At 64.4% G+C, this 24,122-nt stretch carries 21 protein-coding genes, 1 other RNA gene and 2 riboswitches; of the genes, 13 read left to right on the forward strand and 9 right to left on the reverse strand.

The annotated features are described in order from the left end of the window. Window positions 1-53: 53 nt before the first annotated feature. Window positions 54-1,283, reverse strand: a complete 1,230-nt coding sequence (locus KAK11_RS05795; RefSeq protein WP_210807169.1) for a pyridoxal phosphate-dependent aminotransferase — start codon at window positions 1,281-1,283, stop codon at window positions 54-56. Window positions 1,284-1,383: 100 nt separating this feature from the next. Between KAK11_RS05795 and KAK11_RS05800 the strand changes: the two genes are divergently transcribed. The 5 genes from KAK11_RS05800 (at window position 1,384) to moaA (ending at window position 6,223) form a co-directional block, all read left to right on the forward strand. Continuing rightward, window positions 1,384-1,758 carry an Mth938-like domain-containing protein gene (locus tag KAK11_RS05800; RefSeq protein ID WP_210807171.1) on the forward strand — a complete coding sequence of 125 codons (375 nt, stop codon included), beginning with the start codon at window positions 1,384-1,386 and terminating at the stop codon, window positions 1,756-1,758. 121 nt (window positions 1,759-1,879) lie between these two features. Further along, the gene (locus tag KAK11_RS05805) at window positions 1,880-2,356 is read left to right on the forward strand and encodes a peroxiredoxin (RefSeq protein ID WP_210807173.1); all 477 of its coding nucleotides are present in this window, start codon (window positions 1,880-1,882) and stop codon (window positions 2,354-2,356) included. Between the two features lie 186 nt (window positions 2,357-2,542). Continuing rightward, a complete protein-coding gene (locus KAK11_RS05810) occupies window positions 2,543-4,216 on the forward strand; it encodes a PhoH family protein (RefSeq protein ID WP_210807175.1) in 1,674 nt (557 codons plus the stop codon). A 231-nt stretch (window positions 4,217-4,447) separates the two neighbouring features. After that, the gene (locus KAK11_RS05815) at window positions 4,448-5,047 is read left to right on the forward strand and encodes a C40 family peptidase (RefSeq protein WP_310737751.1); all 600 of its coding nucleotides are present in this window, start codon (window positions 4,448-4,450) and stop codon (window positions 5,045-5,047) included. Between the two features lie 51 nt (window positions 5,048-5,098). Next, the gene (moaA, locus tag KAK11_RS05820) at window positions 5,099-6,223 is read left to right on the forward strand and encodes a GTP 3',8-cyclase MoaA (RefSeq protein ID WP_210807179.1); all 1,125 of its coding nucleotides are present in this window, start codon (window positions 5,099-5,101) and stop codon (window positions 6,221-6,223) included. Window positions 6,224-6,251: 28 nt separating this feature from the next. On the opposite strand, the gene KAK11_RS05825 is transcribed toward moaA, so the two are convergent. Genes KAK11_RS05825 through KAK11_RS05840 form a run of 4 tightly spaced genes read right to left on the reverse strand, consistent with a single transcriptional unit; the run spans window position 6,252 to window position 11,916 of the window. Then, on the reverse strand, window positions 6,252-9,326 hold the full coding sequence (locus tag KAK11_RS05825; protein ID WP_210807181.1) for an efflux RND transporter permease subunit: 3,075 nt from the start codon (window positions 9,324-9,326) through the stop codon (window positions 6,252-6,254). 7 nt (window positions 9,327-9,333) lie between these two features. Next, window positions 9,334-10,557 (reverse strand): efflux RND transporter periplasmic adaptor subunit, encoded by a 1,224-nt coding sequence (locus KAK11_RS05830; protein WP_310737752.1) that lies wholly within the window; start codon window positions 10,555-10,557, stop codon window positions 9,334-9,336. Between the two features lie 53 nt (window positions 10,558-10,610). Next, entirely contained in the window at window positions 10,611-11,048 is a 438-nt protein-coding gene (gene rnhA, locus KAK11_RS05835; protein ID WP_210807184.1) for a ribonuclease HI, read from the reverse strand. A gap of 40 nt (window positions 11,049-11,088) precedes the next feature. Further along, window positions 11,089-11,916 (reverse strand): class I SAM-dependent methyltransferase, encoded by an 828-nt coding sequence (locus KAK11_RS05840; protein WP_210807186.1) that lies wholly within the window; start codon window positions 11,914-11,916, stop codon window positions 11,089-11,091. Between KAK11_RS05840 and gloB the strand changes: the two genes are divergently transcribed. Further along, a complete protein-coding gene (gloB, locus tag KAK11_RS05845) occupies window positions 11,915-12,685 on the forward strand; it encodes a hydroxyacylglutathione hydrolase (protein ID WP_210807188.1) in 771 nt (256 codons plus the stop codon). The two genes, KAK11_RS05840 and gloB, sit on opposite strands and share 2 nt — an antisense overlap. Beyond that, window positions 12,682-14,388, forward strand: coding sequence for a transglycosylase SLT domain-containing protein (locus tag KAK11_RS05850; protein ID WP_210807190.1), 1,707 nt, complete (start codon window positions 12,682-12,684; stop codon window positions 14,386-14,388). The genes gloB and KAK11_RS05850 overlap by 4 nt, the downstream gene beginning before the upstream one ends. On the opposite strand, the gene recR is transcribed toward KAK11_RS05850, so the two are convergent. The 3 genes from recR to dnaX all read right to left on the reverse strand — a co-directional run bounded on the left by recR (window position 14,389) and on the right by dnaX (window position 17,421). Continuing rightward, complete coding sequence (recR, locus tag KAK11_RS05855) at window positions 14,389-14,976, reverse strand: recombination mediator RecR (RefSeq protein WP_210807192.1); 588 nt, start codon at window positions 14,974-14,976, stop codon at window positions 14,389-14,391. 7 nt (window positions 14,977-14,983) lie between these two features. Continuing rightward, window positions 14,984-15,310, reverse strand: a complete 327-nt coding sequence (locus KAK11_RS05860) for a YbaB/EbfC family nucleoid-associated protein (RefSeq protein ID WP_210807194.1) — start codon at window positions 15,308-15,310, stop codon at window positions 14,984-14,986. Window positions 15,311-15,381: 71 nt separating this feature from the next. Further along, on the reverse strand, window positions 15,382-17,421 hold the full coding sequence (gene dnaX, locus KAK11_RS05865; protein WP_210807196.1) for a DNA polymerase III subunit gamma/tau: 2,040 nt from the start codon (window positions 17,419-17,421) through the stop codon (window positions 15,382-15,384). Window positions 17,422-17,487: 66 nt separating this feature from the next. On the opposite strand from dnaX, the gene KAK11_RS05870 reads away from it, so the two are divergent. Together KAK11_RS05870 and ffs are read left to right on the forward strand one after the other, a co-directional pair. Continuing rightward, on the forward strand, window positions 17,488-18,615 hold the full coding sequence (locus KAK11_RS05870) for an AIR synthase-related protein (RefSeq protein WP_210807198.1): 1,128 nt from the start codon (window positions 17,488-17,490) through the stop codon (window positions 18,613-18,615). 53 nt (window positions 18,616-18,668) lie between these two features. After that, window positions 18,669-18,765, forward strand: an RNA gene (ffs, locus tag KAK11_RS05875) — signal recognition particle sRNA small type. Window positions 18,766-18,838: 73 nt separating this feature from the next. Here ffs and KAK11_RS05880 read toward each other — a convergent pair. Further along, window positions 18,839-19,621 carry an enoyl-CoA hydratase gene (locus tag KAK11_RS05880; RefSeq protein ID WP_210807200.1) on the reverse strand — a complete coding sequence of 261 codons (783 nt, stop codon included), beginning with the start codon at window positions 19,619-19,621 and terminating at the stop codon, window positions 18,839-18,841. Between the two features lie 142 nt (window positions 19,622-19,763). Here KAK11_RS05880 and KAK11_RS05885 point away from each other — a divergent pair, with 142 nt between their 5' ends. The 4 genes from KAK11_RS05885 to gcvH all read left to right on the forward strand — a co-directional run bounded on the left by KAK11_RS05885 (window position 19,764) and on the right by gcvH (window position 24,093). Continuing rightward, the gene (locus KAK11_RS05885) at window positions 19,764-21,005 is read left to right on the forward strand and encodes a YjgN family protein (protein ID WP_210807202.1); all 1,242 of its coding nucleotides are present in this window, start codon (window positions 19,764-19,766) and stop codon (window positions 21,003-21,005) included. Continuing rightward, window positions 21,005-22,039 (forward strand): M48 family metallopeptidase, encoded by a 1,035-nt coding sequence (locus tag KAK11_RS05890; RefSeq protein WP_210807204.1) that lies wholly within the window; start codon window positions 21,005-21,007, stop codon window positions 22,037-22,039. The genes KAK11_RS05885 and KAK11_RS05890 overlap by 1 nt, the downstream gene beginning before the upstream one ends. 34 nt (window positions 22,040-22,073) lie before the next feature. Then, a riboswitch (glycine riboswitch) is annotated at window positions 22,074-22,171 on the forward strand. 19 nt (window positions 22,172-22,190) lie between these two features. Next, window positions 22,191-22,313, forward strand: a riboswitch (glycine riboswitch). A gap of 44 nt (window positions 22,314-22,357) precedes the next feature. Next, window positions 22,358-23,509: a glycine cleavage system aminomethyltransferase GcvT gene (gcvT, locus tag KAK11_RS05895; RefSeq protein ID WP_210807206.1), complete on the forward strand. Its 1,152-nt coding sequence runs from the start codon at window positions 22,358-22,360 to the stop codon at window positions 23,507-23,509. Between the two features lie 209 nt (window positions 23,510-23,718). Further along, window positions 23,719-24,093 (forward strand): glycine cleavage system protein GcvH, encoded by a 375-nt coding sequence (gene gcvH, locus KAK11_RS05900; protein ID WP_210807209.1) that lies wholly within the window; start codon window positions 23,719-23,721, stop codon window positions 24,091-24,093. Window positions 24,094-24,122: the final 29 nt, after the last annotated feature.

Consider the following 24,122-nt stretch of genomic DNA (forward strand, 5'->3'; position numbering starts at 1 on the left):
ATCACTCGCAAAACACAAAACAAAATCAAAAAGAGAGGCTCACACGGCACGCCTTAGGCGTGTTGCTTGCGGTAGCTCTCTAAGAAGCGGGCAATCCGGCCGATGGCATCGGTCAGGTCGTCCGCATTGGGCAAGAAAACAATGCGGAAGTGGTCCGGCGAGGGCCAGTTAAAGCCCGTGCCTTGCACGATCAACACCTTTTCTTCGGCCAGCAATTCATAGGCAAACTGCTGGTCATCCTCAATGGGGTAGAGCTTGGGATCCAAGCGCGGGAACATATAGAGCGCCGCCTTGGGCTTGACCACAGACACACCCGGGATGGCGGTGAGCAGCTCATAGGCCAAGTCACGCTGCTTGCACAAACGCCCACCCGGCGCCACCAAGTCTTTGATGCTCTGGTAGCCGCCCAAAGCGGTTTGGATGGCCATTTGCCCCGGCGTGTTGGCACACAAGCGCATCGAGGCCAGCATGTTGAGCCCCTCGATGTAGTCCTTGGCGCGCTTCTTGTTGCCGGACACCACCATCCAACCCGCGCGATAGCCGCAGGCGCGATAGTTCTTGGACAGGCCGTTGAAGGTCAAAAACAAGACATCGTCGGCCAAGGAGGCGATGCTGGTGTGCGTCTCGCCGTCGTACAGCGTCTTGTCGTAAATCTCGTCGGCAAAGACGATCAATTGGTTTTGCCGAGCAATCTCCACAATGCCCTGCAACACAGACTCGGGGTAGAGCGCACCGGTGGGGTTATTGGGGTTGATCAAGACGATGGCTTTGGTGCGCGAGGTCACCTTGGCGCGCATATCGTCCAGGTCCGGCATCCAGCCGCTCTCTTCATTGCAGCGGTAGTGCACTGGCGTGCCGCCAGACAGTGACACCACGGCGGTGTAGAGCGGGTAGTCCGGCGAGGGAATCAGCACCTCATCGCCGCCATCGAGCAGCGCGTTCATGCTCATGGCGATCAACTCAGACGCGCCGTTGCCCAGGTAAACGTCGTCAACGGTGACGCCTTGAATGCGCTTTTCTTGGCAGTAGTGCACCACCGCCTTGCGGGGCGCAAACAAGCCCTTGGAATCGGTGTAGCCTGCCGCCACCGAAGTACTGAGGTTGCGGATCATGTCTTGCATGATCTCGTCGGGCGGCATCAGGCCAAACGCCGCCACATTGCCGATGTTGAGCTTGATGATCTTATGACCTTCATCCTCCATCTGGCGGGCTTTGTCCAGCACGGGGCCACGGATGTCGTAACCCACATTGGCCAGCTTGCTGGACTTCGCGATCGGTTTCAAAACCTGCTCCCTCTCAAGGACACCTGGGGTGCCGCAAAATGCTGCGGCGCAAAAACCTATAATTTAACCTGTTCAACCGAGGCTGGCCGCAGGAGCGTTCGTGAAATTCCAACCCGATCACCTGGATGGCGTCAATGCCATCGGACGCCTGGAGGCCGGCCGCATCTTTGTGCATCAAACGCCCTTCACCCACAGCCTGTTGGTGCCCTGGGTTGGCGAAGCTCAGGCTTGGCCCTTCAACACGGCTCAAGACCTGCGCGAAGGGGCCTTTGATGCCGTCTTGGCCTGGAAGCCCGAAGTGGTGATCTTTGGCAGCGGCGAACGCTTGCAGTTCATCTCGCCCAGCCTCTACCGTGCGCTGATCGAGGCACGAATCGGCTTTGAGACCATGGACACGGCGGCGGCTTGTCGCACCTATAACGTGTTGGTCAACGAGGGGCGGCGCGTGGTCGGCGCCTTCATCCTGGAAACCTGACCCCCTAAAAAGAGACGGCTCAGAACGCCCCAGACAGCCTGCCGCTTCGGGAGGCCTGTCGGTAACCGCCTATAATACTCGGTGATGCCTCTTCGGGGCGACAGCCTAAGACACGACCCTCATGACGCCAGCGCTGAATAAATCTCTTCCGGAAATCGAAGCCCAGGCGACTGGTGGTGTGAAGTTCACACCCCAAGCATTCCATGGCAAGACGGTAGTGCTGTATTTCTACCCCAAGGACAATACCCCGGGTTGCACGACGGAAGCCATGCAGTTCCGTGACCAGCACAAAGAGTTTGTGAAGGCCGGTGCCGTGGTGTTTGGTGTGTCGCGAGACAACATGGCCTCGCACGACAAGTTCAAGCAAAACCTTGAGCTGCCTTTCGAGCTGATTGCAGACACCGAAGAAAAGCTCTGCCACATGTTCGGCGTGGTCAAGAACAAGATCATGTACGGCAAGAAGGTCAAAGGCATTGAACGCTCCACCTTCCTGATTGATGCCAAAGGCGTGCTGCGCGCTGAATGGCGTGGCATCAAGGTGGCGGGCCACGTGGATGAAGTCCTGAAGGCCGCCCAAGACCTCAAGGCCACGGCCTGAGCCCCTCTAGCGCCCGTTCAAAGCCGACCTCGGGTCGGCTTTTTCATGTCTCGGCGGAAGTGCCACATCAGGTGTGCATAATGGGTCCATGCCCAAGTGCATCGCGCCTTCCTCCCACACCAGAGCCGCCCAGTTCCCTGCGCGGCTTTTTTGTGGCTGATTGTCTTTACCGACTGCTGTACGCACATGCCTCTGCCCAAAGCACCTGCCTCCAAAGCCGCCACTCTGCCCGCCTCTGCCTTTGAAGCTCAGCTCAAGCCCAAGGCCCCCAAGTCGACCCGCAAAGCGCCCACACCGACCAGCCGCGATGTGCCTGAAATGCCAGCACCGCTGGCTGCGACACCGCCCACTGCCGCCACTGCGGCGCGATCGCAGCCCGCTCAAGGCGCAACCAGCCTGCCCGTCAAGGCCGTCAGCGCTTCTCCTTTGCGGCCGGCGGCACAGCCCAAGCCGCGCAAGATCCGCTCGAGTGGCCCCGCCAAACTGTTTGTGCTGGACACCAATGTGCTGATGCACGACCCCATGTCGCTGTTCCGCTTTGACGAACACGATGTCTACTTGCCCATGATCACGCTCGAAGAGCTGGATGGGCACAAAAAAGGCATGAGTGAGGTCTCGCGCAATGTGCGTCAAGTCAGCCGCGAGCTTGATGCCTTGGCCGCCGACAGCGGCACCGACCCTTCAGCGGGCATACCACTGGCCAAGACCGGCCACAAAGATGCCGGCGGCAAGCTGTTCTTCCAGACCACCTTTGTCGAGTTCAAGCTGCCCGCCGGCCTGCCGCAAGGCAAAGCCGACAACCAGATCCTGGGTGTGGTGCAAGCCCTGCGTGAACAGCATCCGGGCCGCGAAGTGGTGCTGGTGTCCAAAGACATCAATATGCGCATCAAGGCAAGAGCCTTGGGCCTGGCGGCAGAAGACTATTTCAACGACAAGACGCTGGAAGACGGCGACCTGCTCTACACCGGCGTCATGGCCTTGCCGGCCGACTTTTGGGACAAGCATGGCAAAGGCGTGGAGAGCTGGAGCCAAGCGGGCTACACCTACTACCGCATCAGCGGGCCGCTGGTGCCCGCCTTGATGATCAACCAGTTCGTCTACCTGGAGTCAGCTGACGAAGCGCCTTTGTATGCACGCGTGACCGAGATCACAGGCAAAACCGCCGTGCTCAAGACCTTGCGCGAGTACATCCATGCCAAGAATGCCGTTTGGGGCGTGACGGCTCGCAATCGCGAGCAAAACTTTGCGCTCAACTTGCTGATGGACCCCGAGTGCGACTTCATCACGCTGACCGGTACCGCAGGCACCGGCAAAACCTTGATGACGCTGGCGGCCGGTTTGGCGCAAGTGATGGAAGACCGCCGCTACAGCGAGATCATCGTCACCCGCGTGACGGTGCCCGTGGGTGAGGACATCGGCTTTCTGCCCGGCAATGAAGAAGAAAAGATGGGCCCATGGATGGGCGCCTTGGATGACAACCTCGAGGTGCTGGCCAAGAGCGACAGCAGCTCCGGCGAATGGGGTCGCGCTGCCACCAATGACTTGGTGCGCAGCAAGATCAAGATCAAGAGTTTGAACTTCATGCGGGGGCGGACCTTTTTGAACAAGTTTGTGCTGATCGACGAAGCCCAGAACTTGACCCCCAAGCAAATGAAGACGCTGATCACCCGCGCAGGCCCCGGCACCAAGATCGTCTGCCTGGGCAACCTGGCGCAGATCGACACGCCCTATTTGACCGAAGGTAGTTCCGGCCTCACCTATGCCGTCGACCGCTTCAAGGGCTGGCCCCATTCAGGCCATGTCACCTTGGCCCGCGGCGAGCGCTCCAGGCTGGCCGATTACGCCTCCGAGGTGCTGTGAGGCTGCGCTTCGGCCCTGTCTTGGCGCCCTCGCGACATCCAGGCAGGGTGGGCGTGAACAATTCCGCTCACTGTGGCGCATCACCACCGGCACATCGATGTCAATGCCAAGTCCTTGAATTTAATGGATTTTCAGGTTGACAGACCCTGCCTCCCCCCCTATCCTGCTGCGGTGATTCGACGCTTGTGTCCCCCTTCCCGGCCCCTTTCTGGGGCTTTAAGACTCTTGACCGTGCTGGCCAGCTTGCATGCAGCCGGGGTGTATGCCGCCCCTGAAGGGCTGCCTGCGGCCCCTGCGGCGGCAGCCTCGTCGACGGTGGTGGATCCAGTCATGCGCTTGCTCGAAGAGCGGGGCTTGATCGAAGCAGGTCGCTCGCCCGAGATCGTGCGGCAGGTGCGCGACACCGCTTCGGACATGGTGATGACCGCGATGAATTTCATCGGCGTGCGCTACCAGCGGGGCGGCAACTCCGCGGACACGGGGTTTGATTGCTCAGGTTTCACCCGCCATGTGTTTGAAAACAGCATTGGCTTGGTGCTGCCGCGACGGGCGGATGAGCAGGCGAATTCGGCCGGTCTGCTGCGCATTGAGATGGAAAACCTCAAGCCTGGTGATTTGGTGTTCTTCAACACCATGCGCCGAGCGTTCTCCCACGTCGGCATTTACGTGGGCGACGGCAAGTTCATCCACTCGCCTCGGACGGGCTCTTCGGTGCGTGTCGAAGACATGCGGCAGGCCTATTGGGTGCAGCGCTTTAACGGAGCACGCCGTGCGCCGCAGATGCAAGCCGAGTTACCCCGGGGTGTGGTCCCCGCCACCACAACGCCTTAATCCCTCAAGGCCGCAGGCTTGGGTGCCTGCACCGTGCAGCACAATTCGGGCATGGGCGAAAAAGTCATACTGATCTCCGATGAGCGCCAGGCCACGAGCCTGCCCATCACTCCTGCGACCTCGCTGCCAGTGGGCGGACTGCTGGCCGATGCCTTGGGCCGGCCCTTGCGTGACTTGCGCATTTCGGTGACCGACCGCTGCAACTTCCGCTGCAGCTACTGCATGCCTAAAGAGGTCTTTGACAAGCACTACACCTTTTTGCCGCATGCCTCCTTGCTGAGCTTCGAGGAGATTACGCGCATGGCTGCCCAGTTTGTGCGCCTGGGGGTCACCAAGCTCCGCCTCACAGGTGGTGAGCCGCTCTTGCGCAAGAACCTCGAAGTGCTGATCGCCATGCTGGCCGAGCTGCGCACCCCAGATGGCGAGCCCCTGGACATCACACTGACCACCAATGGCTCATTGCTCAAACGCAAGGCCCAGATGCTGAAGGATGCGGGACTGAGGCGTTTGACCGTCAGCCTCGACGCGCTGGATGACGCCATTTTTCAGCGCATGAATGACGTGGGCTTTCCCGTGGCTGATGTGTTGGCCGGCATTGATGAGGCCGTGGCCGTGGGCTTGGGGCCGATCAAGGTGAACATGGTGGTCAAGCGCGGCACCAACGACCACGAGATCGTGCCCATGGCGGGCTACTTCAGACAGCGCTACGGCGCATCGGTGGTGCTGCGCTTCATCGAGTTCATGGACGTGGGCGAAACCAATGGCTGGCGCATGGACGATGTGCTGCCCTCAGCCCAGGTGATGCAACGCATTCACGCACATTGGCCTCTGGCGCCCGTGCAGGCTACGGCCACCGGCGAGACCGCCGAGCGCTGGCGCTATCTCGATGGCCAAGGCGAGATCGGCCTGATCTCCAGCGTCACCCAGGCTTTTTGCCGAGACTGCAACCGCGCCCGCCTCTCCACCGAAGGGCAGCTCTATCTGTGCTTGTTTGCCTCACAAGGCTATGACCTGCGCGGCCTGCTGCGGGGCGGGGCCTCCGATGAAGACTTGCAGCGCGCCTTGGCCGGGATCTGGGCCCAGCGCCAAGACCGCTATTCGGAGCTGCGGGGTGCTGGCGCCCTGCCCGCCTCACCCGGTGGCCGCCGGGTGGAGATGCACTACATCGGCGGCTGAAGGCCGCCGCCGTCCGCGCCCAGCGCACTCAGTGCGCGCCCATGGGCGCATCCACCTCCGGCTCGGTGTTCTCGCCCGGCACGCGTTTGCGGGCCATCAGGGTGTAGAGCGTGGGGACCACAAAGATGGTCAGCAAGGTGCCCACCGACATGCCACCCACAATCACCCAGCCGATTTGCTGACGGCTCTCGGCCCCAGCCCCGGTGGCCAGGGCCAAAGGCAGCGCGCCCAAGACCATGGCGCCGGTGGTCATCAAGATGGGCCGCAGCCGCAATGAGGCGGCTTCCACCACCGCATCGTGCACAGAGCGCCCCTGCTGCCGCAGCTGATTGCTGAACTCCACGATCAAGATGCCGTGCTTGGTGATCAAGCCCACCAGCGTGATCAAACCAATCTGGGAATAGACGTTCAGCGTCCCGCCCGTCCACTGCAGTGTGGCCAAGGCGCCCACCATGGACAGCGGCACCGACAGCAGAATGATCAGGGGATCGACAAAGCTCTCAAACTGCGCCGCCAGCACCAAGAAAATGAAGGCCAGGGCCAGCACAAACACCAGGCCCAAGGCGCCGCTAGAGGCCTTGAACTCGCGCGAGACACCATTGAGCTCTGTCGCGTAGCCGGGCTTCAAGAGCTTGGCGGCCGTCGCATCCATGAAGCCAAGGGCTTCGCCCAGCGAGTATCCGGGGGCCAGAGACGCCGTGAGCGTGACGGAGCGCCGCTGGTTGAAGTGGTTCAACTCGCGCGGGCTGACGGCTTCACGCACGGTCACCAATGAGGCCAGCGGCACCATCGCATCGCCCCTGCCCTTCACGAACAAGCGCTCAATGTCTTGGGGTGTGCTGCGCCCGCTGGGCACGGTCTGCACGATCACATCGTACTGATCCGCGTCGCGCTTATAGCGGGTCACATTGCGGCCGCCCAGCATGGTCTCCACCGTGCGCGCGATGGCCTCCACGCTCACCCCCAAATCGGCGGCGCGTTCGCGGTCCACTTCCACAAACACCTCCGGTTTGTTCAGCCGCAGGTCGCTGTCAGGTTGCTGCAGGCCTGGGTTCTTGGCCATCTCAACCAAAAACTGCTGCGTCACGCTGGCCAAGTTGGCATAGCTGTCGCTGGTGACGATCAGGAATTCCACCGGCCGGGCTCTGAAGCCTTGGCCCAGGCTGGGTGGCGTGATGGGAAAGGCCGTCACGCCAGGCAAGCTGGAGACTTGCGGCTGCAGCAAGCGCGCCAACTCCTGGGTGCTGCGCGTGCGCTCCGTCCAATCCACGGTGCGCAAAAACGCCGCGCCTTGCGTGACCGACGGATTGCCTGCAAACACAAACACCCGATCAAACTCTGGGTAGCCCTGCGCGATGCGCTCGACCACATCCAAATAACGGGCGGTGTAAGGCAGGGTCGCACCATCAGGTGCGGTGATGGGCAAGAAGATCACCCCCCGGTCTTCGACGGGAGCCAACTCACTCTTGGCCTGGTCAAACAACCAATAGCCGCCGCCCGCGCTGGCCAACATGACCACCACCACCAGCCAACGCTGGCGCAAGCTGGCTTGCAGCAGCTTGGCATAGCCGTTGGACAAGCCTTGCAGCAGGCCCTCGACCGTGCGGTCGAACCAGCCAGGCTTGGGGTTGTGGCGCAAGAGCATGCTGCACAGCACCGGCGTGAGTGTCAGCGCGACAAAGCCCGAGACGATCACGGCCCCGGCCAGGGTCAAGGCAAACTCGGTGAACAGGCGGCCGATGCGGCCCGGAGCAAAGGCCAAAGGGGCGAACACGGCGGCCAAGGTCAGCGTCATGGCCACCACGGCAAAGCCGATCTCGCGCGCGCCCCTCAAGGCCGCCTGGAACGGTGCCAAACCCTCTTCAATGTGCCGGAAGATGTTCTCCAGCACCACGATGGCGTCGTCCACCACCAAGCCGATGGCCAAAACCAAGGCCAGCAGCGTGAGGGTGTTGACGGTAAAGCCGGCCAAGGCCATCAGCGCAAAGCTGCCGATCAGGCTGATGGGGATGGTGACCAGCGGAATGATCGAAGCCCGCAGGGTGCGCAAAAAGGCAAACACGATCAGCGCCACCAAGACCACCGCCTCCACCACCGTCTTGTAGACGGCCTTGATGGAGCGGTCGATGAAGATGGAGTTGTCGTTGGCCTGCTGCACCGTCACCGACTTGGGCAGGTCTTGCTGAATTCGCGGCAGCAGGTCCCGCACGCCTTGCGACACATCCAGCGGGTTGGCCGTGGCTTGGCGGATCACGCCCAAGCCCACTGAAGACACGCCGTTCAAGCGCACGCGCGAACGTTCGCTGACCGCTGCTTCTTCGATGCGCGCCACATCTTCCAGGTGCACGGAGAAATTGTTTTGCGACTTCAGCACCACGCGCTTGAACTGCTGCACAGTGTTGAGGTCGGTGCGCGCCGTCACACTGAACTCACGCAACTGGCTCTCGATGCGCCCGGCGGGCACTTCCAGGTTCTGGCGCCGCAGCGCATCCTCCACCTCTTGCACCGTCAAACCGTGCGCTGCCAGGCGGTCTGCATCCAGCCAGACCCGCATCGCAAACTGGCGGTCGCCGTTGATCTGCACATCGGCCACACCCGGCACGGTTTGCAGCCGTGGCCGAACCACCCGGTTGACCAAATCCGTCACCTCCAGCGCCGACAAAGTCTCGCTGGTGAAGGCCAGCCACAAGGTCGGCTGGGCATCGGCCTCGACCTTGGCAATCACCGGCTCCAGCACCGTGGAGGGCAGCTTGCCGCGCGCCCGCGCCACGCGGTCGCGCACCTCGGCGGCACCGTCGTCCGGGTCCTTGTTCAGCTTGAAGCGCACCGTGATCTGGCTTTGCTCAGAGCGGGAGATCGAGGTCAGGATGTCGACCCCGTCGATGCCTGCGATGGAGTCTTCCAAGGGCTTGGTCACCTGGGACTCAATCACCTCGCTGGAGGCACCCACCAAGCGTGTGGAGACGGTCACCACCGGCTCGTCGATGCGCGGGTACTCGCGCAAGGGCAGCTTGTCGTAGGACACCAGGCCCACCAGCACCAGCAGCAGGGACATCACGGTCGCGAAGACCGGACGGCGAATGGAAACGTCAGAGAGCTTCATGGCGCGCTCAGCGTGATGCACCAGAGGCTCGTGCCGCAGCCGCCGAGGCACCCGAGGCCGCAGCGGCTGCCGGTTTGCCTGACTGAGGGCCACGCCCCAGTTTGGCCAAGTCCACCACCCGCACCGGCTGTTTGTCGCCCCGCTGCAAGCGCGCTTGGCCGGCCGTGATGACTTGGTCACCAGCGCTCAAGCCCTCCAAGATTTCCACCTTGCCAGGAATGCGCGCACCCACCTTGGCCTCCATGCGCTGCGCTTGGGCTTGCTCGCCTTCTTGCACCAGCTTGAAGATCACTTGCTTGCCGCCCACCGGCACCAAGGCCTCCTCAGGCACCAGCAGCACTTGGCTGCGTTTGTCCAGCACCAGCTTGACGCGAGCAAACATGCCACCTTTGAACAAGCCTTTGGGGTTGTCCAGCTTGGCCCGCACCTGCACCGAGCGAGCGGCGGTGTCCACCTGAGAGTCAATGGCCTGCAACTGCGCCGTCCAGCTTTGGCCAGCCAAACCATCAAGACTCAACTCCACCGGCAGGCCGATCTTCAGGCGATGGCTGATGGCCTCAGGCACGCGGAAATCCGCCCACACTTGGCTGGTGTCGTCCACATTGAGCAGGTCCACGCCGTCCTTGATGTGGTCGCCCACGCCCAGATTGCTCAGGCCAGCCACACCGCTAAAGGGCGCAACCACCCGCATTCGGTCGACTTGGGCGCGCGCCACCGCCACTTGAGCTTGGGCCACTTGCAGCGCGGCGGCGTTTTGATCGACCGCACTTTGGCTGACAAAGTTTTGCGCCAGCAGCTCGCGGCTGCGTTGCAAATTGGTGCGGGCAATCTGGGCTTGCGCCTCAGCCTGCTGCCACTGCGCCTGCTGCAGGGCGTCGTCCAGTTGCACCATCACCTGGCCGGCCTTCACGGCTTGGCCCGGCACAAAACCCAGGGCTTTGACGCGGCCGGCGACCTCAGAGCGCAGCATCACGCTGCGCACCGCACGCAAGGTGCCCACCGCGGTGACGGCATCCTCCAAGGGGGCGATCTCCACCTTAGCCACTTCGACGGCAGCCGGCCCGCCTGGGCCGCGCCCAGGACCGCCCGCACCGGGCTTGGCAGGGCCGCTGGCTGCAGCAGAGGCAGTTGCGGGCGCCCCCGATGACCCCATGCGCTGGGACATCCACCAGCCGCCAGCGGCCACGCTGACCAAACCCACCACTGCGATAACCTTGTGCCATGTGCTCACGACAGACCTGCTTCTTTCGTCTGATGTTGACAGTGAAGATGTTGAGTGCGTTCTCAGCGCTGCACTTCAGCCACGCCGCGATTCGCCAGCGCATCCGCGCGCTCATTGCCCGGGTCACCCGCATGGCCCTTGACCCAATGCCAAGCCACGGTGTGCTGCGCCGCCAGTTCGTCCAGCCGTTGCCACAGCTCGGCGTTCTTGACGGGCTTGTTGTCCGCCGTGCGCCAGCCGCGCTTCTTCCAGTTGTGGATCCAGGTGGTGATGCCGTTGCGCACGTACTCGCTGTCGGTGTAGATCGCCACCGTGCAGCGCCGCTTCAGCGATGCCAATGATTCGATCACGGCGGTCAGCTCCATGCGGTTGTTGGTGGTCTGACGCTCGCCCCCCCACAGCTCTTTCTCGTGCCCGCCTGAGCTGAGCCAAGCGCCCCAGCCGCCGGGGCCAGGGTTGCCCTTGCAGGCACCATCGGTGTAGATCGTCACATCACTCATCGTTGCTCTTCTGCTGTGTGCAGCCCATGAGGCCGCTGCTTCATTCTTTCAACGCCCGCCGCCCTGCCACGGCGGGTGCTGCTGCGCGCTGACCCTTGAGCGCACGCCGCTTCAAGCCCACCAAGCGCATGCCGGGGACTCGCTTGACCGCCACCATGATGTAGCTGGCGCCCAGCACCGGCCACCAATGCTCGCCCAAGCGGTCCATCCAGGCCAAGCGCTGCAGCCAAGTGGGCGACTGTACGGGCAGACGCCAGCAACCAAATTGCCCGTGCTCGATCTCAAAGCCGAGCAGGCGCAGCCAATCGCGGGCTCGCCAGTATCCAATGAACTCGCCTTCGGGCGGCAAAAACAGCGGGGATCGTTTCAAACCCATGCCCTGCCGCATGCGACCTGCTCGCTGACGCAGGGCCCAGGCACTGGTGGGATTGAGCCCCACGATCACGACCCGGCCTTCGGGCCTGAGCACGCGGGCCACTTCGGCCAACGCCAAGTGGGGGTCGACCGCGCGCTCCAGCGTGTGCGGCAGCAGCACCAAATCCAGCGACTGCTCGGGAAAGGGCAGCGCCTCCGGGTCACAATGCAAGGTGGACAGCATAGGCAGCGCTTGCGTGCTGATCAGGCTGTCCGACGGCTCAGGCACGGGCAGCAACTCGGGCACGACCAATTCGTCGGTGGCCACCCAGCGGTGCGGCATGCGGTTGGCCCGCAAACCGTCCATTTCAGGCAGGCCAACCTGCAAGGCATGGAAGCCAAATATGTCGGCCACCGCATGGTCCAGACGGTCTTGCTCCCACCGCAGCAAGTACTGCCCGGCGGGCGTGGTGAGCCATTGGCCCAACTCTATAATCGAGTCTTCTCGCGTCATGAATCTGGTCGCACTGCCCGCCTTCTCGGACAACCTCATCTGGATGCTGCACGATGGCTCTCAAGCCTTGGTGGTTGATCCGGGGGATTCGGCGCCTGTGCTCGCCGCACTCACCGAGTGGCAACTGGTGCTGAGTGGCATTCTAGTGACCCATCATCATGGCGATCACACTGGGGGTATAGAAGCCCTGCGCAGCGTGCTGCAAGGCCCTGTTTGGGGGCCGGCTCGTGAGTCCATTCCGCAGCCCTTCACCCCCCTGTCGGCCGGGCAATCGCTGGAGTGGCGCGGCCTGCGCTTCGAGGTGCTGGGTGTTCCCGGCCACACCGCCGGCCACATCGCGTTTTGGGGCCAGCCTGCGGGGCAAGCGCCGCTGCTGTTCTGCGGAGACACCCTGTTCTCGGGCGGCTGCGGGCGTTTGTTTGAAGGCACCGCGGCACAAATGCACCAATCGCTGATGGCATTGGCGGCTTTACCTGCGGAGACGCGGGTCTGCTGCGCCCATGAGTACACTTTGTCCAATCTGCGATTTGCCGTGGCTGTCGAGCCTGACAACCAAGACCTGCTGCGTTACGTTGACCATTGCACGGCCGTGCGCGAGCGTGGCGAATTCACCCTACCGTCTTCCATCGGCCTTGAGCGGCTGATCAACCCCTTTTTGCGCTGCGCCCTCCCCGGCCCGCGGCATGCGGCCCTCTCTCAAGGTGCCGGCAGTGCCGCTGAGGTCGATGTCTTTGCCGCGCTGCGACTCTGGAAAAACAATTTTCGATGAGCTCTCACCTCCACCGCCCCAGCAGCGCCCAACGCCTCACCCTGTCCGTCCTCACGCTGGCCACCAGCGCGCTGCTCGGTGCGTGCTCCTCGCTGCCCAGCAACCCTTTCGGGGCGCCCAAGATGTCGTCCGCCGTGGCCGACAACCCGCGGGTCGTTGCCAAGGCACCTGGCGCCAACATGCTGCTGGATGCGCAACTCCCGCCGCCCGAGCCGCCAGTGGCCAGCGTGCCGCTGAGTGCCCCCGTTCAGGCCGCGCCCGTCGCCCCTGCGACCGAGGTGATCGAGGCCAAGCCCATTGATCCTCTGAACCCCGACAAACCCATCAACCTGCAGGACGCCGACGCTCATGCAGACCTGTGGGGCCGCGTGCGCGCAGGCTTTGCGATGCCAGATCTGGAGGGCGACTTGGTGCGCCGCCACGAGCAGTTCTATGCCGGCAAACCGGACTATGTGCGTCGCATGACGGACCGTGGCGGCCGTTATCTCTTTCATGTGATGGAAGAGATCAACAAGCGCAACATGCCGTCAGAGTTGGCCCTCCTGCCCTTCATCGAGAGCGCCTTCAACCCACAAGCCATGTCCACCGCCAAAGCCTCAGGCATGTGGCAGTTCATCCCTTCCACCGGTAAAGACTATGCCCTGAAGCAGAACATCTTCCGGGATGACCGGCGAGACGTGTTGGCCTCTACCCGCGCCGCGCTGGACTACCTGGACCGGCTCAACAAGCTCTTTAATGGTGACTGGCAACTGGCTTTGGCCGCCTACAACTGGGGTCAAGGCAATGTGCTGCGCGCCATCTCCAAGAACCAAAAGGCCGGCCTGCCCACGGACTACGCCAGCCTGAGCATGCCCGATGAAACCCGCAACTATGTGCCCAAGCTGCAGGCCGTGAAGAACATCGTGGCGCGCCCGGAAGCCTTTGGTCTGCGCCTGCCCGAACTGCAAAATCACCCCTACTTCTTGAGCGTGCCGATCGAGCGGGACATCGACGTGGACCTCGCCGCCAAACTGGCGGGGGTGTCCCTTGAGGAGTTCAAGCAACTCAATCCGCAGATGAACAAGCCAGTGATCCTGGCCGCCGGGACCGAGCAGGTGCTGCTGCCCTACGACAACGCCAGCCGCTTCGTGAGCAACTTGCGCGCGCATCGCGGCCAATTGGCCACCTGGACGGCCTGGGTTGCCCCTCGCACCATGCGCACGGCAGACGCCGCCAAGCAGGTCGGCATGAGCGAGAGCGAGTTGCGCGAGATCAACCGCATTCCGCCCAAGATGCTGGTGCGTTCAGGCTCCACCTTGCTGGTGCCGCGCAGCAGCCACAAGACGGCTGATGTCTCCGAGCACCTGGCCGACAACGCCACCATTGCCCTGGCTCCCGACCTGCCGCCCCTGCGCAAAGTCACCTTGCGCGCGGGCAAGAAGGGGGAGTCTGTGGCCTCGGTTGCGCGGCGCTACAAGACTACGCCGGCGCAAGTGGCGCAATGGAACAAGGTCTCGCCTGGCGGGCAGTTCAAGGCGGGCAGCACCATCGTCGTGTACGTGCCTCAAGCGCCGGCTCGCGGGCGCGCTGTGGCGGCCAAATCAACGGGCCGCGCTGTGGCCGCCAAGCCTGCAGGCCGCGCGACCGCCAAGGCAGCGCCGACGCGCCAGGCCGCCAAGCCCGTGCGCGTGGCCGCCCGCCCCAACACCACCACCAAACGCTGATCAGCGCCGATCCACCATCGCATGCGCGATGGTGGAGAGGTCCACATACTCCAGCTCACTGCCCGCAGGCACGCCACGGGCCAAGCGCGTCACGCGCACGCCCAGCGACTTCAGGCCTTCACTCAGCACATGGGCCGTCGCCTCACCTTCTGCGGTAAAGCTGGTGGCCAAGATCACTTCTTGCACGCCGCCATCGGCCGCGCGCTCCAACAAGGCGCGGGCGCCAATGGCGGAGGCGCCCACACCGTCCAGCGGGCTGATGCGGCCCATCAACACGTAATACAGGCCGTGATAGCTGCCGCTGCGCTCCAGCGCAGCTTGGTCGGCCGGCGTCTCCACCACGCACAGCACCGAGGCATCGCGGGCCGGGTCGGCGCAGACTTCACAGAGATCATGCTCGGTGAAGGTGTGGCAGCTTCGGCAGTGCTTCACCGCTTCGGTGGCGTGCGCCAAGGCCCGTGCCAGCTCTTGCGCACCGGCACGGTCGTGCTGCAGCAGATGAAAGGCCATGCGCTGGGCGGACTTCACGCCCACGCCGGGCAAGCGCCGCAAAGCCTGGATCAGGGCCTCTAGAGAGCCTGTGCTCACCGTTCGCTCAGAACGGCATCTTCATGCCGGGGGGCAGCGGCAGGCCCGCCGTCAGCTTGCCCATGCGCTCTTGGCTCACGGCTTCAGCGCGGCGCACCGCGTCGTTGAAGGCCGCAGCCACCAAGTCTTCCAGCATGTCCTTGTCATCGGCCAGCAAAGACGGGTCAATGGTGACGCGCTTCACGTCGTTCTTGCAGGTCATCAAGACCTTGACCAAGCCCGCGCCAGATTGGCCCTCGACCTCCACGGTCGCCAGCTCTTCTTGTGCCTTGCGCAGGTTGTCTTGCATGGCTTGCGCCTGCTTCATCAAACCGGCCAATTGACCCTTCATCATGATGTGTGCCTTTCAGTGCAATGAATTGGAGATGCGGCCCGCCGCCTCAAGACGGGCGGGCGCGCGGGTGTTCAGTGAAGTGGCCTGATCGAGCCACTGACAATGCGGGCCGTGCTGAACTGTGCCAACACGCCCGAGACCAAAGGGTCGGTGCGGATGGCGACATCGGCCGCTTGTTGCCGCAAGGCTTGGCGCTCGGCCTCGCGGCGTGCGGGCGAGTCTTCGGCCACGCCGGCCACCAGCTCCAGCCGGGCCAGCGGCGCGCCGCCTTCCGCTTTGAGCGTGCTGCGCAGCGCCGCTTGGAGCTTGTCTTGCAAGGGCGCCGTGCGCAGGGATTCACGCTCCACCTTGAGGCGCCAAATTTCTTCAGTGCCCGCAGGCTCTACGGCCACCAACTCGGCTTGCTGGGCCAGCTCACGCGCCAGTGCCGCGATCAAGCCTGCGGCCGTCATCTGGGCCACCACCGCCGCCCAGCGCTCACCCAAAGCGGTGTGCTTGACCACCGGGATCACCATGGCCGGGGCAGCAGCCTCGGGCGCAGGCGCCGCAGCGGGCTCGGGCTCATCCCACATGGGGGGCTCATCCCTGTCCATCGACGCAGCGGGCCGGGCGGAGCTTGCTGCTTCAGCCTCCGAGGGCGCCTCGTCCATCCAGGGCGGCACATCGTCCATCCAGGGAGGCGGCGCTTCATCGGCGCCACTCGGGCGGGGCTCGGGTGCGGCGACAGGTGCGGCCCCCCTCGGCGCCATCGGTGCAGCTTGCACAGGCACGGCAGCCGCGACCGCCGCCGCCGCAGGCCTTGGACCGGCCACCGGAGCTGGGCTTGGCGCGGGAGGCGCCGGAGCCGCCACGGGGGCGGTGACAGGACTCGCCATGGCGGGGCGCGCGGGTACCGCAGCCGCCACCGCAGCGGACGACGCCGCCGATGCCACCCCTGCGCCAGGTGAAGCCGCTGAGCCATGACCCGCGCCGCCACCCACCCCCGCCGGGCCAGGGCCAGACGCGCCACCCTCCTGCGGCGGAAACGCCATGAAGCGCAGCAGCACCATCACCAAGCCTGCGTACTCATCCGGCGCCAAGCTCAGCTCGGCCCGGCCCTGCAGGCAAATGCTGTAGAGCAACTGGGTTTCGTCCGGCGCCAACACGCTGCCCAAGCGGCGTGCGGCCTCGGTGTCGGGGTCGGTGGCGTCCAAAGCACCGGGCACCATTTGCTCTACCGCCATTTGCTGCAGCAAGCGCGCCATTTCTTCCAGCGTGCCACTGGCCGACAAGCCTTGGCCCCGTAGCGCATCGCACTGCTCCAGCACACCACGGCCGTTGCGCTCCGCCAGCGCTTGGATCAAGCGCTCGGCGTGGCGCCTATCTACGCTGCCCAGCATGGCGCGCACACCAGCTTCTTCCAGCTTGCCGCCGCCATAGGCAATGGCTTGATCGCTCAGCGACAGCGCATCGCGCATCGAGCCCCGCGCCGCGCGGCCCAGCAAGCGCAGAGCACCGGCATCGGCCGGCACGCCTTCGGCCGTCAGCACTCGGCCCAGATACTCCACCACCGTTTGCGGCGCCATGGGCCGCAAATTGAACTGCAGGCAACGGCTCAGCACCGTGGGCAGCATCTTTTCAGGGTCGGTGGTGGCCAGCACGAACTTCAGGTACTCGGGCGGCTCTTCCAGCGTCTTGAGCAAGGCATTGAAGGCGTCCTTGGTGAGCTGGTGCGCCTCGTCGATCATGAAGACCTTGAAGCGGCCCACCGAGGGCTTATAGGCCGCACGCTCGATCAACTCGCGAATCTCGTCGATGCTGCGGTTGGAGGCCGCATCCATCTCGGTGTAGTCGATGTAGCGGTCGGCGTCGATCTCGCGGCAGGCCGTGCACACGCCGCAGGGCGTGGCGGTGATGCCGCCCTGCCCGTCCGGCCCGGTGCAGTTCAGGCTCTTGGCCAGAATGCGTGACACCGTGGTCTTGCCAATGCCTCGCGTCCCAGTAAAGAGGTAGGCATGGTGCAGGCGCTGCTGCTCCAAGGCGTGGGTCAGCGCCCTGACGACGTGGTCTTGCCCCACCATGTCGGCAAAGCTGTGAGGCCGGTATTTGCGCGCCAGAACGACGTAACTCATGGCGCCGCATTCTACGGGCCGCAAATCACCAAACCTGCCGCTGCGGGTGACGGATAATCCCGCGCCATGAATGCATCCGTCCCCCCCAGTACCGGCGCCACGCTCAGCTACGAGCAAGCCGGTGTCAATTACGACCTGATCGACCCACTCAAGGTGGCCGCCCAGCGCGCCGCCGCCGCCACCGCCGTCAATGTGGCCGCCCACGGCTTCACCGAAGTGCAGGCCTCGCGCGGCGAGTCGGCCTATGTGGTCGACGTCGGCCCCTTCTATTTGGCCAGCATCGTCGAATGCCTGGGCACCAAAACCCTGGTGGCCGACGAGATGAAAGCCTTGACCGGCAAAAGCTTCTACGCCGGCATTGCCCAAGACACCATCGCCATGGCGGTGAACGACCTGATCACCGTGGGCGCCACGCCCTTGGTGGTGCAAGCCTATTGGGCCGCCGGCGGCAGCGACTGGTTTGGCGACGCCCAACGCGCCCAAGCCTTGGTCGAGGGCTGGAAGAAAGCCTGCGACGTCTGCGGCGTGGCCTGGGGCGGCGGCGAGACCCCGGCCTTGGCGGGCATTGTGGAGAGTGGCCGCATTGACTTGGCCGCCTCCTGCACCGGCATCATCAGCCCCAAGAGCCGCCTCTCGGTGGGTGACGAGCTGGCCCCGGGCGATGCCATCGTGCTCTTGGCCTCCAGCGGCATCCATGCCAATGGCCTGAGCCTGGCCCGCAAGCTGACCGAGCGCCTGCCCCAAGGCTATCTGACCGAGGTCGAGCCTGGCCTGAGCTATGGCGAAGCGCTGTTGGCCCCCACCGTGCTCTACAGCCCGGTGACAGAAGCCCTGGCCAAGGCCGGTGTGACGGTGCACTACAGCGCCAACATCACCGGCCACGGCTGGCGCAAGCTGCTGCGCCACCCCAGCAAGATGACCTACCGCATCCACACCGTGCCGCCCGTCACGCCGGTGCTGAAGTTCATCCAGCAACACGCCCAACAAGACGACCGCGAGGCCTATTCCACCCTGAACATGGGCGCAGGCTTTGCGCTGTTTGTGAAGGCCGAAGACGCCGAGCGCACCGCCCAGATTGCCCGCGACGCCGGTGTGCCCGCCTGGGTGGCCGGCCGCGTGGAAGCAGGCCCCAAGCAAGTCGTCATTGAGCCGATCAACGTCACCTTCGGCGAAGACGACCTCGCCCTGCGCTGATTTTTTGTAGGTGCGACCTGGGGCACCCCGGGCCGTCACCTACAATCCGCCCTGACGGGCCTCCTCGCATGGAAGCGCGGCCAACCGGGTCAGGTGGGGAACCAAGCAGCCCTAACCGTTGCAACCAGTGCCGAGATCAGGCTCGTCACCCTCGTCAAAAGCCAGTCCACTGTGACTGGCTTTTTCGTTGGTACAGACCCAAGACGCCTTGGGCCGCCGGCGCTCACCAATTCGGCTTCCGCTTCTCAATAAACGCCTGCACCCCCTCCAGCGCGGTAGGCTCCATCATGTTGCAGGCCATAGTTTGGCCAGCGTCCACATAGGCCGCATCCATGCCGCTTTCCAGTTGGCGGTAGAACAAGGCTTTGCCCAGGGCCACGGCCTCGCGCGGTTTGGCGACGATGCTGTCCACCAGTTTGGCGACTTCGGCGTCCAGCTCTTCAGCGGGCACCACACGGTTGACCAAGCCGCGGCGCTGGGCTTCGGCGGCTGAGATGAAGTCGCCGGTGACCAGCATCTCGAAGGCTTGTTTGCGGCCCATATTGCGCGAGAGCGCCACGGCCGGGGTGGAGCAGAACAGGCCCAGGTTGACGCCGCTGACGGCAAAGCGGCAGTGCTCGGCCGCCACGGCCAGGTCGCACTGAGCCACCAGTTGGCAGCCCGCTGCGGTGGCAATGCCTTGCACTTTGGCCACCACCGGCACGGGCAGGCGCTGGATGCTCATCATCACCTTGGCGCATTGGCCAAACAGGCTGCGGTAGTAATCTGCGCTGGGCTCGGCGCGCATTTCGCGCAAGTCGTGGCCGGCACAAAAGGCTTTGCCTGCGGCGGCCAGCACCACCACGCGCACCTGGGTGTCGGCCTTCAGCGCATCTAGGTGCGCCTGGAGCTCGGCCAGCATGGCCTCACTCAGCGAGTTGAAGGCCTCGGGTCGCTGCAGGGTCAGGGTCACCACGCCCCGGTCGTCGTCGCTGCGCTGAACCAATACGGTGTCGGTGCTTGTCATCGGTGCTCCACTGTGGGTCTTAGGGATCACTGGATTTCACCACGCAGGCGCAGCCGTCACGCCTCCTAGAATCCCTGGGGCGCGGTACAGCGCTTGATTCAAACCATATGAGCGCGGGGAGCGCGAAGACCGAGGAGCAGTGATGCAGCAGAGAGAACCCCAGTTTGGCTGGGACAACACGGCCTTCGCGCCCACGCAACTGGCCCAAGACCGTGAGCCGCGCGCCCTGGATGTGCGCTTCACAGGCTCCGGCAGCGAATACTTCCGGATCTGGATCGTCAACCTGTTGCTGATCGTGGTGACGGCGTCGCTTTACTGGCCCTTTGCCCGGGCGCGCCGCTTGGCCTACTTTCAGGCCAACACCGTCATTGACGGGCAGCCTTTGGGCTTTCATGGCGACCCGTGGAAGATGTTTCGGGGCTATTTGATGATGCTGGCCTTGGCCATTGTTTACTCGGTGGCCTCTAATGTGTCGCCCATGGCAGCACTGGTGTCGGTGGCGGTGCTGGCCTTGGTGTGGCCTGCGCTGTGGCGCGCCTCCATGCAGTTCCGCCTGGCCAACACCAGTTGGCGGGGTGTGCGCTTTGCCTTTAAAGGCACATTGGGCGGGGCGTATGGCGCCATGCTGCCGGCCTTTTTGCCCTCTGTCGTGCTGGTGGGCTTGGGCTCGTTCATCGGTGCGCCCGGCGAGGAAAGCACCTTGACCGAGGCGCAGAGCGAGCGGCTGTCCTTTTGGTTGGGCCTGAGCATGTTGGCGTTCATGCTGGCCTTGCCGTGGGCCCTGGCCCGCATCAAGCGCTACCAGCATCAGCACTACCACTATGCCGGCCAAACCACGCAACTGTCGGCAAGCACGGGGCAGTTCTATGTGCTCGCCTTCAAGGTGCTGGGCGTTTCGCTGCTCCTGGGCTTGGTCGCCTTCAGCCTGATCGCGGTGGTGCTTCTGGTGGGTGGGGGCATGGCTGCCCTCACGGGCCTCTTTGGTGGCGAAGGCGGGGGCAAGGTGTCGGCCGCTTTGGCGGCGATGACGGGCTTGCTGGTGATCGGCATTTATGTGACGAGCTTTTTTGTGATCGGCCCTTACGCGGTATCGCGCCTGCAAAACTTGGTGTGGGGCCATACCCAGAGCGCCGACATTCGCTTTGGCAGCGACCTGCGCCTGCTGCCGCTGGCCGGGCGCACGGCCTTGAACCTGTTCCTGACGGCCCTCACGCTGGGCCTCTACCGCCCCTTTGCAGTGGTGGCGATGACGCGCCTGAAGCTCGAAGCCGTCAGCATCACCGTCACCGGCTCGGTGGACGACTGGGTGGCCGAGGCCAGCGCCATGAACGACGCCTCGGGCGACGCGGCCGGGGACTTCTTCGGCATGGATATGGGCCTTTGATGCCAAGACTCCACACCACCTACTACGACGGCCGGAGCCCCAAAGCTTGGCCGGTCACCGCCGAGCTGCAAGGCCAAACCTTGGTGATCGAAGGCGAAGGCCAAGAGCACCGTGTCCCACTCGCCCAGGTGCGCTGGCCCGAGCGCCAACGCTATGGCGCTCGGCTGTGCTACTTGCCGGGTGGTGGCTTGCTGTGCCATGAGAACGGCCCGGAGTGGGACGCCTGGGCGCAAGCCAGTGGCCGCCGCGAGCCGTGGGTGGTGAAGTGGATGCAAAGCTGGCGGGCGGCCGTGCTGGCAGGCTTGGCCTGCCTGGCCTTTGTGGGGGCGACCTGGGTCTGGGGCATCCCTTGGGCCTCTCAAGCGGTGGTCGCGGTGGTGCCGGAGAGTGTCGAGCGCCATCTCGGGGCCAGCGCCTTGTCGTCCATTGAGCGCACCATGCTCAAGCCCAGCAGCCTGCCTGCGGCCGAGCAAGAAGCCATTCGACAGCGCTTTTCCAAGGCCGTGGCGGCGGCTTACCCCGAGGGCAAAGCCCCGGCCTACGAGCTGCACTTCCGCTCTGCCGACAAAGCCGGCCTTGGGCCCAATGCCTTTGCCCTGCCCGGCGGGCACATGGTGCTGACGGATGAACTGGCCGAGTTGCTCAAAGACCAGCCCGACGCCATCACCGGCGTGCTGGCCCATGAGCTCGGCCATGTGCGCCACCGCCACGGCCTGCGCATGGTGGTGCAAACCAGCTTGTTGGCCTCGCTGATCAGCGTGGTGGTGGGCGATGTCTCCAGCCTCTTGGCCACCGTGCCTGCGGTGCTGACCGAGCAGGCTTATTCGCGCGAAGCCGAACGCGAATCGGACCAAGAGTCGGTGGACATCCTGCGCAAGGCCGGTATCTCTCCTTCAGTCATGGTGGTGTTTTTCGAGCGCATCGAGGCCTGGCGCAAGAAGCAAGCCGGCGGCGAGGGGCTTGAATTGCCCATCGCCTTGTCCAGCCACCCCAGCGACGAAGAGCGCGTGAATTTCTTCAAAAACGCCAAGTAGAGGGAGCCGCTCTTGAGGCTGTAGCGATACAATCGCCAGCTTGTCAGGAGAGAGCCCCGTGTCAACAACTGGGGCCGCCGAAGGCGCAGAGGGACACCTCGAACGCTCAGGCAAAAGGACTGACAAGCGGCTGGCCACCAACTCAGGCTAGCCGTTCCTCACTGGAGAGAGGCGCGAGCCGGTAGCACCGGGCATCGCGTCCACCGAAGGGGCAAGCGGGGCCGTCATCCACGGCGCTGTCAATCTCTCAGGTAAAGCGGACAGGGGGGGCCAACGTGTACCAGACCGGTTTCGTCATGCCCCTTGAGAGAGTCCCACATGTCCGCTGCCCCCACCGCTGACGCGCTGCTGCAAACCCCGCTGCACGCCCTCCACCTTGAACTCGGCGCCCGCATGGTGCCCTTCGCGGGCTATGCCATGCCCGTGCAGTACCCCAGCGGCTTGATGGCCGAACACAAGCAATGCCGCGAGTCGGCCGCGCTGTTCGACGTCTCTCACATGGGCCAGTTGCGCCTGATCGGCGCCGATGCCGCCGCCGCCCTGGAAACCCTGGTGCCCGTCGATGTGATCGACCTGGCCCCGGGCAAACAGCGTTACGCCTTCTTCCCCAATGAACAAGGCGGCCTGCTGGACGACCTGATGATCACCCGCCCTGGCGCCGACGCGCTGGGCGATTTTGGTGACCTCTTCGTGGTGGTAAACGCCGGCTGCAAAGCCCAAGACATTGCCCACCTGCAGGCCCACATCGGCGGCCGCTGCGTGGTGCGCCCCTTGCCCGAGCGCGCCCTGCTGGCCCTGCAAGGCCCCAAGGCGGTGGACGCCCTGGCCCGCCTGAACCCCGGCGTCAAAGCCCTGACCTTCATGACCGGCGGCCGCTTCACCGTGGCCGGTGCCGATTGCTTCATCACCCGCTCGGGCTACACCGGCGAAGACGGCTTCGAGATCTCCGTTCACGAGAGCCAAGCCATCGCGCTGGCCCGTGAACTGCTCGCCCAACCCGAAGTCAAAGCCGCAGGCCTGGGCGCCCGCGACACCCTGCGCCTGGAAGCGGGCCTGTGCCTCTATGGCCACGACATCACCACCACCACCACGCCGGTGGAAGCCGCACTGACCTGGGCCATCCAGAAGGTGCGCCGGGCCGGTGGCGCCCGCGCGGGCGGCTACCCCGGCGCCGCAGTGATCGACGCCCAACTGGCCGCCGGCCCCAGCCGCAAACGCGTGGGCTTGGTGGGCGCAGAGCGCGCCCCGGTGCGCGAAGGCGCCAAGATTGTGGACGCCAACGGCCAAGAGCTAGGCGTGGTCACCAGCGGCACGCTGGGCCCCACGGTCAACACCCCGGTCGCGATGGCCTACCTGCCCATCAGCCACACGGCCGTCGGCACCCAAGTGTTTGCCGACGTGCGCGGCAAGAAGCTGCCCATGACCGTGGCTGCCACCCCCTTCACCCCCAACCGCTATTACCGTGGCTGAGCCCGGACGTGAGGATGTCCCTGCGGACATCCGCGCGCCTGGCGAAGCGGCCGGGCATGCTTGCCTGGCCGTGGCACAGCCCGGACGTGAGGATGTCCCTGCGGACATCCGCGCGCCTAGCGAAGCGGCCGGGCATGCTTGCCTGGCCGTGGCAACCCGCCTGATCTAGCATTGCCCTCACTTTTTCCACCCACACCCGGAGCCTCACCATGTCCGTCAAGTTCACCGCCGACCACGAATGGATCAACACCGCCAACGCCGACGCTGCTGTCGTGGGCATCACCGTGCATGCGCAAGACGCGCTGGGTGATGTGGTGTTTGTGGACCTGCCCGAAGTCGGCAAGACCTTCAACAAGGGCGAGATCGCTGGCGTGGTCGAGTCCGTCAAGGCCGCTGCCGACATCTACATGCCGGTGACCGGCGAGGTCGTCGAGGTCAATGAAGACCTGCGCAACGACCCGGCCCTGGCCAACACCGACCCGCTGGGCTCGGGCTGGTTCTTCAAGGTCAAGCTGAGCAGCCCTGCTGAGCTGGACGGCCTGATGGACGCCACGGCCTACGACGCTCTGCTCAAGACCCTGTAATCCGCCCCTCATCGCTTCTGTCATCGACC

Origin of the sequence: Ideonella paludis (assembly GCF_018069865.1) — a bacterium.
GTDB lineage: Bacteria > Pseudomonadota > Gammaproteobacteria > Burkholderiales > Burkholderiaceae_C > Ideonella > Ideonella paludis.

Excerpts from the sequence above, each read along its gene's own strand:
- KAK11_RS05840 (WP_210807186.1), bottom strand. The coding sequence starts at position 11,916 with ATGACGCGAGAAGACTCGATTATAGAGTTGGGCCAATGGCTCACCACG.
- KAK11_RS05805 (WP_210807173.1), top strand. The coding sequence starts at position 1,880 with ATGACGCCAGCGCTGAATAAATCTCTTCCGGAAATCGAAGCCCAGGCG.
- KAK11_RS05880 (WP_210807200.1), bottom strand. The coding sequence starts at position 19,621 with ATGACAAGCACCGACACCGTATTGGTTCAGCGCAGCGACGACGACCGG.
- KAK11_RS05825 (WP_210807181.1), bottom strand. The coding sequence starts at position 9,326 with ATGAAGCTCTCTGACGTTTCCATTCGCCGTCCGGTCTTCGCGACCGTG.
- rnhA (WP_210807184.1), bottom strand. The coding sequence starts at position 11,048 with ATGAGTGATGTGACGATCTACACCGATGGTGCCTGCAAGGGCAACCCT.
- gcvH (WP_210807209.1), top strand. The coding sequence starts at position 23,719 with ATGTCCGTCAAGTTCACCGCCGACCACGAATGGATCAACACCGCCAAC.
- dnaX (WP_210807196.1), bottom strand. The coding sequence starts at position 17,421 with ATGAGTTACGTCGTTCTGGCGCGCAAATACCGGCCTCACAGCTTTGCC.
- moaA (WP_210807179.1), top strand. The coding sequence starts at position 5,099 with ATGGGCGAAAAAGTCATACTGATCTCCGATGAGCGCCAGGCCACGAGC.
- KAK11_RS05850 (WP_210807190.1), top strand. The coding sequence starts at position 12,682 with ATGAGCTCTCACCTCCACCGCCCCAGCAGCGCCCAACGCCTCACCCTG.
- KAK11_RS05860 (WP_210807194.1), bottom strand. The coding sequence starts at position 15,310 with ATGATGAAGGGTCAATTGGCCGGTTTGATGAAGCAGGCGCAAGCCATG.
- gloB (WP_210807188.1), top strand. The coding sequence starts at position 11,915 with ATGAATCTGGTCGCACTGCCCGCCTTCTCGGACAACCTCATCTGGATG.
- gcvT (WP_210807206.1), top strand. The coding sequence starts at position 22,358 with ATGTCCGCTGCCCCCACCGCTGACGCGCTGCTGCAAACCCCGCTGCAC.
- KAK11_RS05810 (WP_210807175.1), top strand. The coding sequence starts at position 2,543 with ATGCCTCTGCCCAAAGCACCTGCCTCCAAAGCCGCCACTCTGCCCGCC.
- KAK11_RS05870 (WP_210807198.1), top strand. The coding sequence starts at position 17,488 with ATGAATGCATCCGTCCCCCCCAGTACCGGCGCCACGCTCAGCTACGAG.
- KAK11_RS05890 (WP_210807204.1), top strand. The coding sequence starts at position 21,005 with ATGCCAAGACTCCACACCACCTACTACGACGGCCGGAGCCCCAAAGCT.
- KAK11_RS05885 (WP_210807202.1), top strand. The coding sequence starts at position 19,764 with ATGCAGCAGAGAGAACCCCAGTTTGGCTGGGACAACACGGCCTTCGCG.